We start from the raw sequence: 13725 nt of genomic DNA, 5'->3' as shown, positions 1-13725 counted from the left end.
GCTATACTAAAGCTAACAAATAAAGGAACGGAGAGGGATATGGGTCAAAGAGAATTTATCATTTCAATTATTATTGCGGCTGTTATTTTATTAGTTGCTTTAGAAATTTTTTCACGTTTGAAATTAAAGGAAACAGTTCGTAGCAAATGGGGAAAAATTCCTTATCAACCGAGATTTGATAAAGAAGAAAGCTTGAAGGAAGCATGGCTCACGGAGAAGAAGTTCCGTTCATGGGATAGCGAAATCGACGATCTTACTTGGTATGACCTGGATATGTTCGAAGTATTCGAAGGGATCAACAGTACCTATTCTAGTGTAGGTTCAGAAGCGTTGTATCAACGTTTACGCAGCTTTGATTTTGGCGAAGATCAGCAGTTAGAAAAACTGATTGCTTTTTATCAGGAAAATCCTCAACTGAGAGAAAAAATCCAATATCAATTCGCTCGTTTAGGAAAAAAAGATCATAATTTTGCAAAACAATATCTAGCGGATGGAAAAAGTAAAAAGATTGGACGCGTAGGTTTATTTATTTTTCTTGGCTTGCTTCCGCTGGTGGGTGTAGGTTTGCTTCTTTTAGGTCAAGTACTAGGAATCTATTTGGCAATCGGTGGGTTAGTATTCAATACGGTCTATTATCTAGTGAAGAAACAAACACTAGAAACAGAGCTGAATAGCATGAGTTATTTGGTTTCAACGATTTCAGCCGCCAATCAGTTAGCAAAACTGCCGACACCACTTCAAGAAGAGCTGAAGCAGCAAACTAAACCATTAAGAGACATCCCTAAATTAGGTTTTTCATTTCGTATGAAGAGCGGGAGTGAAGCAGAGTTGATTTTTGAATATGTCAACATCATGTTCATGCTGCCATTTATCTCCTATCATTTCGTTCTCACTAAATTAGAAAAGCATTCAACTGAAGCTATCAAGCTGTGGGAACTGCTGGGAGAACTGGAAGTAGCCGCCGCAGTATTGAATTACCGTACTTATATGCCCATCACTTGCCGTCCGGAATTTACTGAGGGCGGTGTGACAGCGAAAGATATCTATCATCCATTATTAAAAGAAGCGGTAGTGAATCCAGTCAACTGGCAGAAGAATACATTAGTCACGGGTTCCAATGCATCAGGAAAATCTACGTATGTCAAAAGTATAGCTATCAGCTGTATTCTAGCACAGACGATCCAAACAGCGATTGCAGAACAGTTTACCCTGCAACCTGGACATGTGTTGACTTCCATGGCAATCGAAGATGATTTATTTGAAGGCGACAGTTATTTTGTTTCAGAAATCAAATCGATCAAACGTTTGTTGGACCAAGTGGCTTCCAAAGAACGCTGCTACTGCTTCGTAGATGAGATTTTAAAAGGAACAAATACGATCGAACGGATTGCTTCTTCCGCTTCAGTCGTTCGGTGGCTTGCGGAGTATCCATCTTTAGCATTTGTCGCCACACATGATATCGAATTGACAGAGATTTTAAAGAATTATTGTGAGAATGTCCACTTTGAAGAACAAGTAACAGAAGGAAAAGGAATCAGTTTTGATTTCAAATTAAAAGAAGGACCTTCAAGGACCCGAAATGCGATTGCCTTGCTGAAAGTTTTGGATTACCCAGAGACTTTAGTAGAAACCGCAAAAACGGAAGCTGCGTCATTTGATGAAAAGCGGCAGTGGCATGTATTGGGATAGGCGAAGTGATCGAAAGTATTTATTGGATCAAAAATCTTGGCTTTTGCTTCCGCCGTTTATACGTGTTTAGAGCGTGAGACAAAAGTGTTCTTTACTTTTGTCTCACGCTCCTTTTGTTGCACATATGAATAGTAATCCTTTATCTTCGATTTGTTTTTTCTGAAAAGGTTGTCTGACTTCGTCCGATTGATGTCTTTTATTAGGAGATTTTCCTGAGCCCAGCAACCTGATTTTTCGCTGGAACCAAGTTGTTTTTTCATCTGCTGTATTCCATGATACAATAAAGAATCATGTCTATAAGGAGATAGGAAATAAATGGCAAATGCGCTTGAAATAAATAATTTGAAAAAGGTTTATGGAAGTGGGGTCGAAGCATTGCGAGGAATCGATCTCTCCGTGAAAGAAGGAGATTTCTATGCGCTATTAGGACCAAATGGAGCTGGAAAGTCTACAACGATCGGAATCATTACTTCTTTAGTTAATAAAACATCTGGAAAAGTGAAGGTCTTCGGTTATGATCTGGATACGGATCTAGTCCGAGCAAAGCAACAGATTGGATTAGTCCCGCAAGAGTTCAATTTCAATCCCTTTGAAACGGTCCAGCAAATCGTCGTGAATCAAGCAGGTTACTACGGTGTCTCTCGCAAAGAAGCGATGAAACGCAGCGAAAAATATTTGAAGCAGTCCAATCTTTGGGAAAAGAGAAATGTCCGTGCACGTATGCTTTCCGGGGGAATGAAGCGAAGACTGATGATTGCTAGGGCATTGATGCATGAACCACGTTTGCTGATCTTGGATGAACCAACAGCAGGAGTCGATATTGAATTGAGACGCGAGATGTGGGAGTTTCTCCGAGAATTGAACGAACATGGTACAACGATCATTTTAACAACGCATTATTTAGAAGAAGCTGAAATGCTTTGTCGTAACATCGGGATCATCCAATCAGGTGAACTGATCGAGAATACTAGTATGAAAGAGCTTCTATCCAAATTGCAATTTGAAACATTTATCTTTGATTTAGCGCCATATGAGACCAAACCTGTGATTGAAGGATACGCTTGTACATTTGAAGATGAACAGACAATCGCTGTCGAAGTTGAACGAAATCAAGGGGTGAACGGAATCTTCGATCAGCTGACAAGACAAGGAATCAAAGTTCTTTCTATGAGGAATAAGTCGAATCGTTTAGAAGAACTGTTCTTGAAAATCACAGAAGAAAATGATCATACGGAGGAGAAAAATGTTTAATCTTTATTTTACTGCATTAAAAAGTTTAGCTATCAAGGAAACGAACCGCTATTTGCGTATCTGGGTCCAAACACTGGTTCCGCCAGTGATCACGACATCCTTGTACTTTGTTATTTTCGGAAAAATGATCGGTGGTCGGATCGGTGACATGGGTGGTTTTTCATATATGGAATTCATCGTGCCTGGTTTGATTATGATGTCTGCTATCACTAGTTCGTATGCCAACGTTTCTTCGTCCTTCTTCTCTCAAAAATTCCAGAAAAACATCGAAGAAATCTTGGTAGCACCTGTTCCTACCCATGTGATCATTTGGGGCTTTGTGATTGGCGGAGTGGGTCGTAGTATTCTCGTCGGCTCTCTCGTAACGATCATTTCCTTGTTCTTTGTACCACTTCATGTGTATTCATGGTTCATGGTCATCATTACATTATTGATGACGGCAATCTTGTTTTCGTTAGCAGGTCTGCTCAACGGGATTTTTGCTCAGTCTTATGATGATGTATCGATCGTGCCTACATTTGTCTTGCAGCCGTTAACTTATCTAGGTGGCGTTTTCTATGCCATCTCGATGTTACCGCCCTTTTGGCAAGCTGTTTCGAAAGTCAATCCGATCGTTTATATGATCTCCGGTTTCCGTTACGGATTCCTTGGAACGATCGATGTGCCAGTAGCAACATCGATGATCGTACTTGTGTTATTCATCGTTGTTTTGTACGCTGTTACTTGGTATCTGATCAATAAAGGAAGAGGATTGAGAAGTTAGAACAGAGGTTGTGAAATCAGCGTTTTGACCTGAGTATTAGAGAAACAAACGGGAAAATAGTTCCTCATATTTTGTCGTTTGTTGAGCGAATACCGAGGAGTTGGCAGGAGAACACCATTTATTCCGGAAAATGGACTGTGATAAGATTTTTGTCACAGTCTTTTTTGTTCAATCAGAAACATCTTTTAAGCTGTTCACTTTGCTTCTTTTTTTGTTTCCTAGTATAATGACAATGTTTTTGAGAAAGATTGCGACTTCACTGCTTGATAGAATGGAGAGTAACAAATAAATGACTACTAATTTTTGGAAAGAGCTGCCAAAGCCTTTTTTTGTTTTAGCACCAATGGAAGATGTAACAGATGTTGTATTTCGCCATGTCGTAAAGCATGCAGCAGCACCGGATGTCTTCTTTACTGAGTTTACAAACTCAGACAGTTTCTGTCATCCAGATGGAAAAGACAGTGTACGAGGAAGATTGACCTTTACAGAAGATGAACAGCCGATGGTTGCCCATATCTGGGGAGACAAGCCAGAATTTTTTAGAGAAATGAGCATTGCTATGGCAGAAATGGGCTTCCAAGGAATCGATATCAACATGGGCTGCCCAGTTCCTAATGTAGCAGAACGTGGAAAAGGCAGTGGCTTGATCCTTCGTCCAGAAGTAGCGGCACAATTGATTGAAGCGGCTAAAACTGGTGGTTTGCCTGTCAGCGTCAAGACGCGTATCGGTTATACGGAAATGTCTGAGATGGAAGAATGGATCAGTCACCTACTTCATCAAGATATAGCCAATCTTTCTGTCCATTTGCGTACGCGTAAAGAGATGAGTAAAGTAGATGCACATTGGGAAGTCATTCCTAAAATCATTGCTTTACGTGACCAAATCGCTCCGCAAACACTAATCACGATCAATGGAGATATCCCCGATCGCCGGACAGGAGAAGAATTGGCTGAAAAATATGGCGTAGATGGCATCATGATTGGCCGGGGGATTTTCAAGAATCCTTATGCATTTGAAAAAGAACCGAGGGAACATACAGAAAAAGAACTGATTGGCCTACTTCGTCTGCAACTAGATCTGCAAGATCATTATTCAGAAATCATCCCGCGTTCGATCACAGGACTGCATCGTTTCTTTAAAATCTATATCAAAGGATTTCCAGGAGCAAATGACTTGCGTGTTCAGTTGATGAATACGAAATCTACCGATGAAGTACGAGAGATTTTAGACACCTTTGAAAAAGAACATCCAACACTTTTCAGTGAACGATGATTTCTTGCTTGAACACCGCGAATCAGAGGTTGTGAGCCTGCCGTTTAACTCTGAGTTACAAGGAGCAATTTCAAAAAATAGCTCCTCATATTTTATGAATATTGTAACTTGTGACCGAAGAGTTGGTAGGAGAACACCGTTTATAAGAGGTTGTGACAAAAGTCTTGTCGCAGCCTCTTTTTTAACCAAAAAAGTACAAATAGTTTACTTTAAGTAAGAGAATAATTATGATGGATAAAAAAGGTGGAACAAATAACATACTATATATATTGAAATGAACACTGTATGGATGCTCCAACTTGATGAAGCTAAGGAGGAATTCGTATGTCAGAAAAGGAATTAATGAAGGTAGTCGGTTTTTATGAAGGGCTGCCGATCGATGATCCAAAAAGCTTTATGGATGAAAAAGAACAGGTACCTGTACCCACTCCACAGGATCTTCTGGTAAAAGTCAACGCAGTATCTGTCAATCCTGTCGATACGAAACTTCGCCAAGATAATGGGATAAGAAATGCTTTGCGTATCTTAGGGTTTGATGGGGTCGGGAAAGTCGTTGCTGTAGGCGATGAAGTGCAAAAATTTTCTGTCGGCGATCGCGTGTTTTATGCAGGTACAACAACAAGAGCAGGAAGCAATCAAGAATACCAACTGGTTGACGAACGTATTGCCGCTCTTGCACCGAAAAATCTGTCAGATGAAGAAGCCGCAGCGTTGCCATTGACTTCATTGACCGCTTATGAATTGTTATTTGAAAAATTTGGTCTGATTCCAGAAGAAAATGCCAACCGCGGGAAAAAAATCTTAGTGATCAACGGAGCTGGGGGCGTCGGTTCGATTTTGAATCAACTAGCGCATTGGGCTGGTCTAGAAGTCTATGCGACTGCAAGTCCGAAGAATTTTGAATGGCTGAAAAAAACAGGCGTAGACTATCCAATCGATTATCATCAAGACTTAAGTAAAAGTTTTCGTGAATTAGGAATCGATCAAGTAGAGTATGTCGCTGTATTATTCGATATTACCCGCTATTTTGATCAAATCAAGCACCTTGTCCGACCATTTGGACATGTGGGAACGATCGTAGGGATAAAAGAGCCGTTAGACATAGGTGTTTGGAAAAACCAATCTATCAGTTTCGACTGGGAGTATATGTTCGCTAAAACAGACTATAACTATGAAATCGAAACGCAAGGAGAAGCTTTAGCGCACATTGCTGCTTTAGCAAACGAAGGGATTATCCGCAGTACATTGAGCAAGGTCTATTCAGATGGGATCAATGCGAAGAACTTGAAACAAGCAACCAAAGACGTAGAAACAGGACATATGTTAGGAAAAGTCGTTGTTAGTGGTCCGTTCAACGGATAAGTAGGAATACGCCGATTTTCTTCTTATTATAAATAAAAAACAAGAGCGCATGACAGTAATTTGCCATAAGCTCTTGTTTTTTATTTATAATAAGCGAATCAATGAAAGGGAAAGAATACCTATCAAGACGATCACCAATAAGCTTTTTGAAAGAATAGCAGCTAAAAGCGTAGGAACTGAAGCCAAAGCATTTTCGAGATTGATCTGTGGCAGATGTCCGATATTTTGGGTAAATAGACTGCTGAACCATAAAGCAGACATAATGACGATTGGAACAAAACTTAAATACTCAAGCAACGGTTGCGGTAAGTCGAATTTTTTCAGTAAGACAAACGGTAGAACCCTAGAAAGCCAAGTCGCTAGAGTACAACCTAAAATAGTCAGCAATGTAAACTCAAAAGAAGGCATGTTTGATCCACACCCCCAATCCGCACCCGATAAGTGTCACAACTACGATCACTAAGTTGCTTGGGATAAAAATCAGTCCGACATATACCAGAATCAAAGTGAGACCAATCAGGATCAACTGTAATCGTTTAGAGGTGTTTCTATCAGAAATGACTTGAAGATAAAGTAAGCCGATAAACATAGCGACGATGGCGAAATCCAAACCAAACTTTTTCGGATCAGTAATAAAATTACCTAAAAGTGCGCCAACAAGAGAAGAACCCACCCACGTCAAATAAGAAATCCAATTAGCTGTATTCATCCAACGAAAGTTTAACTTTTGTCCCGTATAGTTCAATTTATTCATTCCCAGAGCGAAACTTTCATCTGTCAGCAATGTGCCAATGAGCAGATTTTGAATCAACCGATTTTTCTTGAAATAAGGGGCGATCGTCATACTCATCAAAATCATTCGGGAATTGACTAGAAAGGTCGAGAGAACGATGGAAAGCAACGGACTGTGGCTAGCAAGCATGCTGACCGTGATAAATTGAGCGGAACCAGCATAAATCAGCAGGGACATCAACGTGACGACCAGCGGATGAAACCCGGCAGCTTTCCCAACGATACCAAATGCAAGTCCAATACCGATATAACCAAAAACGGTAGGTAACGTGTCTTTGATCGCAGTTTTTATATCTAACTTTTCATCCAATAACAAAACTCCTTTAGCACGACATAAATTTTCATAATTGTCGTCAAACTTGTGAATATTCTAAATTTTTATTTAACGTTTGTCAATGGTAAATAGTTCATACGAGGGGCATACTTAGAAGATAAAATTCTACTAGAAAAAATAAAAATGAGTATTTTTCATATAGCAAAAATAAAATAACGTATTATATGTATTGCTTTACCGCTTATTCTTTATCCTCTAATGGATTGCAAAATTATAAAACAACTATTATGATTAAGTTTTTTTTAAAATACTGGTAAATGAACAATTGGTTTTAACAGCGATGATATCATGAAAAATAAGGAACGTCTTACGAAAAAATGATTTTTAGAAATGAAAAATGAAGATCTGATGGATTGGTATATGTTATTTCATACAAAATCATGTTGCGATTGTTTTCAACTGAAGGAGAGCCATATTTATAAAGGAGTTGGCAAAATGGAAGTATGGGAGATCATCGAATTTGTTCGAAAGCAAAAAGGTATCTCCGTAGCAGAATTATGCGGAAAGGAAGTCAGCCGATCCGTTTACGAACGGTTTGTAAAAAATCAAGCAGACACGACAGTTAGCAAATTTTCATATTTTTTACAAAAACTCAATCTTGGTTATGATGAACTGAGGATATTCGATTATCCGCCGGAAGTGGCAAACATGGACCGGATGATGAAAGAAATGGTTTTAGCATTTATGAATCAAGATAAAGAAGAATTGCAACATTTGATCAGCCTGTGCGAAGAAAAAGGAGACATCACTCAAAAGGAGAGACATCTAGCTAGTTTATGCAAATTACTGATTGCTCGTATAGTAGATGAGCCAATTGCTGTTGCTGATTCAGAAGTTTATCAGTATCTGATTTATGCACAGACATGGACGAATTATGAGTTGGTGTTATTCAATCATTGTATGTATGCTTTTGATCCATTCTTTATCGATTTAGTGTTAGATAAAGCATTAGTCAGTATTTCCGCTTATCAAAACAGCAAGGATCGAAAGAATGAGAGCTTTCGGATGCTGGCAAACGCGATTATCCATTTTATCCAGCAGCAACAACGCGGACTAATTTGGAAATATATCTCAAAACTTGAAGCAGTCTTTTTAGAAGAAGATATGTTCTTTGAGCGAAATCAGTATTCCCTACTCACTGGAATCTGGGAGATGATCAAAGGAAATGAAAAAGGAAGACAAAAAGTAAACCAAGCGTTGCAGATTTGTCAGCAACTTTGTGCAACGAAATATCATAAAATGAATCATGAACTTTTGAGAAATGTAGAAAGAATCTATGAAATCGATTTTCAATTAGACGAATTACTAGTAGTAGACAAATAAAAAGAGAGACAGTCGAGGTGTTACATCAAATACCTTGGCTATTTTTTTGCATGAAAAATATCAAAAGGATAAGGAGAGAATAAAAAAACAAATCAAAAAAATTTTTTCAAATATTTACGTACTTAATAAATGGGAGAATATTCACCACATATAAAACGAAGGAGGATCATCTGCATTTACAAGAAGGAATATTCGTTCCGGATAGAAAGAAAAGGGGGATAGAGGAGTATTGTCAAGTAAATATTAGCCGTTTTTTTTATATTTTTTTGAGAAAGAACATAAAACATTAAAATATCAGCCAGTTTTTAAGAATTATTTCAAAGTGATTTGTAATAAATTTAAAAAGGTCATACTTAGAAAAATATGTGAGATTAGAAATAATTTGTATAGTTATTTTTCTTGGATTTTTGACCAGTCAAAAAAGGAGGAATAAGGAGGCAAAATAACACGTCGTATACGACACATGATGTGCGTGAATGCTACATTTTGACCACAGAGACAAAAAATAGTTTATGATGTACGCGTAACAAAAAATAACTTTTTATTAGGAGGAACAAACATGGCAGGAGCAATTGCAGTCACACCCGAACAGCTTAAATCACAGGCAAAGGTCTACCAGCAGGCAGCATCTCAAATCCAAGATGCGATCAGAAAGGTCAATTCCATGAACCAACAAATCGCTCAACAATGGAAAGGGCAAGCCTTCCAAGCATATTTAGAGCAATACAATCAGCTGGAAGGAAATGTCAAACAGATGGAGCAGTTATTGGAAAGCATCAATCAACAGTTGAACAAGTATGCTGACACTGTGGCAGAGCGGGATCGTCAAGACGCTAGCTCATTTGGATTTTAAGCAAATGGAAGAGGCAGTGAGAACCCTCATCGCCTCTTCCTTTCAATAGGGGCTTGTTCAACACAGGTATTAGGACCAATTTTTGTACAAATTTTTCAATAAGTTTTCACAAAAATTTGCCCTATTACTTGAAGCAAAAAAGTTTCGTCATTCATTGGGAAGGAGTGGACGTTTTTGATATGAAAATAAATTTAAAAAGAAAGGTTTCTTTATTCCTGACAATCATTGCCAGTCTATGTCTATTGCTTTTCTTCATCTATCTAGGTTTCAAAGATGAGAACGTCACGATCAGTACAACTGATCCTACAGGGAAAATGCAATATGCACTAGTCAACGAAGATAAAGGAGCAGTATTTGAAGGCAAAAATTATTCATTAGGTTCGGATTTTGTGACATTGATCAATAAAGACAGTAAAAATCGCTGGGAAACCACCACTCGAAACATCGCTACAGCTGGTGTAGAAAGCGGGCAATTTGATGCGCAAATCATCATTCCCCAAGATTTTTCTGAAAAATTGCTCTCGCTGCAAAGTATCAATCCGGAAAAAGCATTGATCGAATATCAAGTTCGAGATGGACAAAATGAAATCACGAATCAAATGATTCAAGACAATGTCAACATGATCTTAACGGACTTCAATCAGCGGATTATCCAAATGTATTTTTCCAGTATCGTCGGGAATTTATTTGAAGCACAGCAAAACGTGAATCAAATCGCCGGAACACAAGTAAACTATCAGACGAATTTGGAATCATCTATTTACAGTCCATTCAAAGAAATCCCAGGCAATTATACGAATGTGCTGGAAACAGCCAGTATTTTAGACACAGACAATCAGTCTTTTACTGCCCAGCAGCAAGCCTTTGTCCAGTCGGTCAAAGAGTTGCTGGACAGAAACAATCAAGGATTAGAAGGAGGCAGCCAATCGACTGAAGCAGTCAAAGAATCGGTCGAGGACTACACGAAGCAGGCAAATGAAAAACTGAAAGAATCGATCAGACAATTCAATGATCAAGTAGCGATGCAAAAAAAGCAGCTCAACGAACAATGGGAAACAGATACGGCAGACTATAAAAAGCAGCATGATCAATTGAATGAAACAATCTTGTCCCAGTTGGGTGATTTTTATACCAGCAATGAACAGGAAAACACAGGTGTGTACGCCGGGTTTTTATCAGAATCGGTTCTTTTCCAAGTGACACAAATAAAAAGAATCACGGAACTTCAGGCAGAAATCGCTGAGCTACAAGCCCAGACAGAACAGTTGACCCAGTTGAAAAGCCAGATTGCAGCGACTTATTATAACGATCCTGCAGCTACTCCTGATACAGCAACCACCGAGCAAGTGAAAACAGCTATCCTCCAGCTGATTTCCGATTTGGGAGGGAACGCACCCAAATTGAATGCTGAGTATCAAGGAACACTAGAGACCTCATTGGCTCAGATCCCAGACAAGAGCTTGGAACAGTTAGTGGACGAATTAGCAAAACAGCAAGTGATCACACCTGATCAAGCTTCCCTTTACTTGGATGAACTGGCAATCGTCCGAAAATACGCCAATGATTTGAACAAGCCATTGGGAAAAGAGGTCCATTTCACGTATTTAGATCCTAGACAAGGACATCCTGAAATGATCACCATTCCGCAGCAAACAGTCACGCTTTCCATGGACCCGACAAAAGAGAATACTTATTCGATCCAATTACCAGCTGATTCGCAAGAACAAGTCAGTGTGATGCTAGATGGTCCCAAGCTGCAAGAAATCGAACAGTTAGTGAATGATGAACTGCATCCTTATCGCTATCAAACTACGATCATCGACCATTCAGATCATCAATTTACATTCGCAGCACCTGAAAAAATCGAAGAAACGGAAGAAAGTACGCAAGATTCAACAGATGACCCGCAAGAAAAAGAATTGCCGAAACAGGTGACATTCACGGTCAACCTGCCGATCATCTGGCATTTGAACTCAATAGAACAAGCGACATCTTATAATGAACTTCACTATTCATGGTGCAGGAACGAAACGGTCCAAAGCGATCATCACTATGCCGTCTATCTCCCGATGGATCAGCCGCTGATCGATGATGTGCCTAAAATTCTGACACATTTACAAGCACTGGATACTGCTGCGCAGCAAATCGCGACTCTTTTCGGTAATCCGAACCAGTCGTTATCAGTCCAGTCTTATGCTGCCATGATCCGTGCGTCAGAAAATCAAGGGAAAACAGTTCTGGAATTAGCTAAAGACCAATCGATCTATCGTCGGTATGACAATATTACGAATGCTGAGAAACAAACGGTCATTACCGATAAATTATATGAAGAATACAAGAAATCAGGAGACAGGATCTACAAGGACACCGAGACTCAGATCAATCGACTGCAAGCGGTCATTGGGCATGAAACAGATCAGAATAAAGAAGAAGCCAGCCCTACGCTTTACGGCACATTGAATCTGATGACCATCCCGGAAAAACTGCTACAGGAAGCAGATAAATTGAATCGATGGTTCACAGATGCCAACCGGCAAATCAAGGATTCATACAATGCATGGGGCGAAACAGCAAAAATCGAAGCCGCATCAGTGATCAATGAAGAAAATCCGCATCCTGAAGAAAACGAGACGAAACAAATTGCCACCCAAACAGAGTCTTTAGTCCAAACGATGCAGGAACTGATGCGATCATCCAAAGAAACGGCTGCTAGCACCGAGAAATCTGCTGCAGAAGTCAAAGATATCGCGCCGGTAATCGAAGAATTAAAAACAACGACAGCTGATGTTCAGACAAATGCAACAACGATCCTCACCAATCTGGATCAATCGATTCAACAATCGAAGCAAATAACGAAAGAAAACGAAGAATATGCAAAGACCTTTGAAAAAGTGTTGTCCAACACGAAAAACGGCGGAGCAGACAATACACAAGTTTTCCATTTTCTGTCACGGCCGATCCAAGGAAAAGGTGTGTTCGGACAAACAAGACAAATCTCGTTAGTTCCTTATTACGCAACATTAACTGGCGCGATTCTGCTTATGGTCGCAGGGCTTTCATTACTAGGATTTATGAAAAAACGTAAAGTGACAGAAGCCAATCTGCTGGTTCAGCCGACAAGGATATGGCTGAACGTTCCTAATGTCTTCCTTCTTTCGTTTGTGACGATCTTACTTGCCGGTTTTTATGCTGGTGCTACCAGTGCAAGTGCTGGCACGGCGAATCGCTTGTTGTGGTTCAGCTATGCCTTTTTGACCTTTGCCAGCATGCAGCTGCTTGTCACAGGCTGTTTACGGCAATTCAAGAAACTTACCTTATATGGTTACGGCATCGTTCTAGGATTGTATTTCATACTCACACCATTATTAGGAGTGACGGTCAAAATAGGTTCATTCACCGAGTTTCTCTATCGGCTGTCACCGTTCCAAAATATCCAAAATGGTTTCACAGTCCTGCTGAATGGCGGCCGTATCAGTTGGGTCAGTTATCTTGTGATCGCCACCCTTCTTGTTTTAGGACTGTTTCTGAATCTCATTGTTCTTCCTGAAGAACAAGATAGAAAAGAGCGTGAATCATGAATAAAAAAAGAAAAATCTGTTGGATCATCGGTATTTTGAGTGTTCTTTTTCCTATTAGCTTCGACGGAACACGTGTGCATGCTGAACAAGGGTCTCTTACAATCAACAATCAGGTAATCTATGAGGATCAGCAAACGGAAGCAGGCGGAAACGAGGTCTCATTTGCCATCGACGACTTGTTTTTGGCGGAGAAAGAAGCGAAAGATCAGCAATTGAAAGCAAAACAAAAAGAACTGGTCTCAACTGCACAGGAAAAAGTATTTTTTGAGGAAACGACTGAGCTAGAAGCTCTTGACCAAAAAGTAATGCCTTATCTCTTCAAAGAAGGAGACACTGTTGCTTCAGTCCAAAGTACTTCTTCTTCGACCATGCAGCAAAGGAAAGTAAATCAGCTGGTTACCTTTAGCGGCTATGTTCTTGGCGGAAGCCTATGCATAGGAATCGGTCTATTTTTAGGGAAACAATTAGCTTATCACAAAAATAAAAGGAGCAGGAGTGGCGTGTAGC

Annotated in this window: 11 protein-coding genes; 9 read left to right on the top strand and 2 right to left on the bottom strand. The window is 39.7% G+C overall.

Translation table 11 applies throughout. The features are described from left to right. Positions 1–39: 39 nt before the first annotated feature. From HMPREF2961_RS09765 to HMPREF2961_RS09740, 5 genes are all read left to right on the top strand, one after another. The gene (locus HMPREF2961_RS09765) at positions 40–1689 is read left to right on the top strand and encodes a MutS-related protein (protein ID WP_002315839.1); all 1650 of its coding nucleotides are present in this window, start codon (positions 40–42) and stop codon (positions 1687–1689) included. A gap of 315 nt (positions 1690–2004) precedes the next feature. Beyond that, positions 2005–2940 (top strand): ABC transporter ATP-binding protein, encoded by a 936-nt coding sequence (locus tag HMPREF2961_RS09755; RefSeq protein WP_002315841.1) that lies wholly within the window; start codon positions 2005–2007, stop codon positions 2938–2940. Further along, positions 2933–3703, top strand: a complete 771-nt coding sequence (locus HMPREF2961_RS09750) for an ABC transporter permease (RefSeq protein ID WP_002287492.1) — start codon at positions 2933–2935, stop codon at positions 3701–3703. Before HMPREF2961_RS09755 ends, HMPREF2961_RS09750 begins: the two co-directional genes overlap by 8 nt. 289 nt (positions 3704–3992) lie before the next feature. After that, positions 3993–4976 carry a tRNA dihydrouridine synthase gene (locus HMPREF2961_RS09745; protein WP_002310522.1) on the top strand — a complete coding sequence of 328 codons (984 nt, stop codon included), beginning with the start codon at positions 3993–3995 and terminating at the stop codon, positions 4974–4976. A gap of 324 nt (positions 4977–5300) precedes the next feature. Continuing rightward, a complete protein-coding gene (locus HMPREF2961_RS09740; protein ID WP_025477344.1) occupies positions 5301–6338 on the top strand; it encodes a zinc-binding alcohol dehydrogenase family protein in 1038 nt (345 codons plus the stop codon). A gap of 84 nt (positions 6339–6422) precedes the next feature. On the opposite strand, the gene HMPREF2961_RS09735 is transcribed toward HMPREF2961_RS09740, so the two are convergent. Beyond that, entirely contained in the window at positions 6423–6746 is a 324-nt protein-coding gene (locus tag HMPREF2961_RS09735; protein ID WP_002315844.1) for an AzlD domain-containing protein, read from the bottom strand. Further along, on the bottom strand, positions 6733–7440 hold the full coding sequence (locus HMPREF2961_RS09730) for an AzlC family ABC transporter permease (protein WP_002315845.1): 708 nt from the start codon (positions 7438–7440) through the stop codon (positions 6733–6735). The genes HMPREF2961_RS09735 and HMPREF2961_RS09730 overlap by 14 nt, the downstream gene beginning before the upstream one ends. Positions 7441–7899: 459 nt before the next feature. Between HMPREF2961_RS09730 and HMPREF2961_RS09725 the strand changes: the two genes are divergently transcribed. The 4 genes from HMPREF2961_RS09725 (at position 7900) to HMPREF2961_RS09710 (ending at position 13724) form a co-directional block, all read left to right on the top strand. Further along, positions 7900–8787 (top strand): Rgg family transcriptional regulator, encoded by an 888-nt coding sequence (locus HMPREF2961_RS09725; RefSeq protein WP_070704673.1) that lies wholly within the window; start codon positions 7900–7902, stop codon positions 8785–8787. 559 nt (positions 8788–9346) lie between these two features. Continuing rightward, complete coding sequence (locus tag HMPREF2961_RS09720) at positions 9347–9640, top strand: WXG100 family type VII secretion target (protein ID WP_002315847.1); 294 nt, start codon at positions 9347–9349, stop codon at positions 9638–9640. Between the two features lie 179 nt (positions 9641–9819). After that, on the top strand, positions 9820–13218 hold the full coding sequence (esaA, locus tag HMPREF2961_RS09715) for a type VII secretion protein EsaA (protein ID WP_070704670.1): 3399 nt from the start codon (positions 9820–9822) through the stop codon (positions 13216–13218). Then, positions 13215–13724: a hypothetical protein gene (locus tag HMPREF2961_RS09710; protein ID WP_002315849.1), complete on the top strand. Its 510-nt coding sequence runs from the start codon at positions 13215–13217 to the stop codon at positions 13722–13724. Before esaA ends, HMPREF2961_RS09710 begins: the two co-directional genes overlap by 4 nt. The last annotated feature ends 1 nt before the right edge of the window (position 13725 follow it).

The sequence above is a fragment of the Enterococcus sp. HMSC076E04 genome, from assembly GCF_001814285.1.
GTDB lineage: Bacteria > Bacillota > Bacilli > Lactobacillales > Enterococcaceae > Enterococcus_B > Enterococcus_B lactis.
This window is presented reverse-complemented; position numbering and strand designations above follow the sequence as displayed.

What these genes read in the sequence shown, in the direction of transcription:
- HMPREF2961_RS09765 (WP_002315839.1), top strand. Translation starts at nt 40, where the DNA reads ATGGGTCAAAGAGAATTTATCATTTCAATTATTATTGCGGCTGTTATT.
- HMPREF2961_RS09710 (WP_002315849.1), top strand. Translation starts at nt 13,215, where the DNA reads ATGAATAAAAAAAGAAAAATCTGTTGGATCATCGGTATTTTGAGTGTT.
- HMPREF2961_RS09755 (WP_002315841.1), top strand. Translation starts at nt 2,005, where the DNA reads ATGGCAAATGCGCTTGAAATAAATAATTTGAAAAAGGTTTATGGAAGT.
- HMPREF2961_RS09725 (WP_070704673.1), top strand. Translation starts at nt 7,900, where the DNA reads ATGGAAGTATGGGAGATCATCGAATTTGTTCGAAAGCAAAAAGGTATC.
- HMPREF2961_RS09745 (WP_002310522.1), top strand. Translation starts at nt 3,993, where the DNA reads ATGACTACTAATTTTTGGAAAGAGCTGCCAAAGCCTTTTTTTGTTTTA.
- HMPREF2961_RS09720 (WP_002315847.1), top strand. Translation starts at nt 9,347, where the DNA reads ATGGCAGGAGCAATTGCAGTCACACCCGAACAGCTTAAATCACAGGCA.
- HMPREF2961_RS09750 (WP_002287492.1), top strand. Translation starts at nt 2,933, where the DNA reads ATGTTTAATCTTTATTTTACTGCATTAAAAAGTTTAGCTATCAAGGAA.
- esaA (WP_070704670.1), top strand. Translation starts at nt 9,820, where the DNA reads ATGAAAATAAATTTAAAAAGAAAGGTTTCTTTATTCCTGACAATCATT.
- HMPREF2961_RS09735 (WP_002315844.1), bottom strand. Translation starts at nt 6,746, where the DNA reads ATGCCTTCTTTTGAGTTTACATTGCTGACTATTTTAGGTTGTACTCTA.
- HMPREF2961_RS09740 (WP_025477344.1), top strand. Translation starts at nt 5,301, where the DNA reads ATGTCAGAAAAGGAATTAATGAAGGTAGTCGGTTTTTATGAAGGGCTG.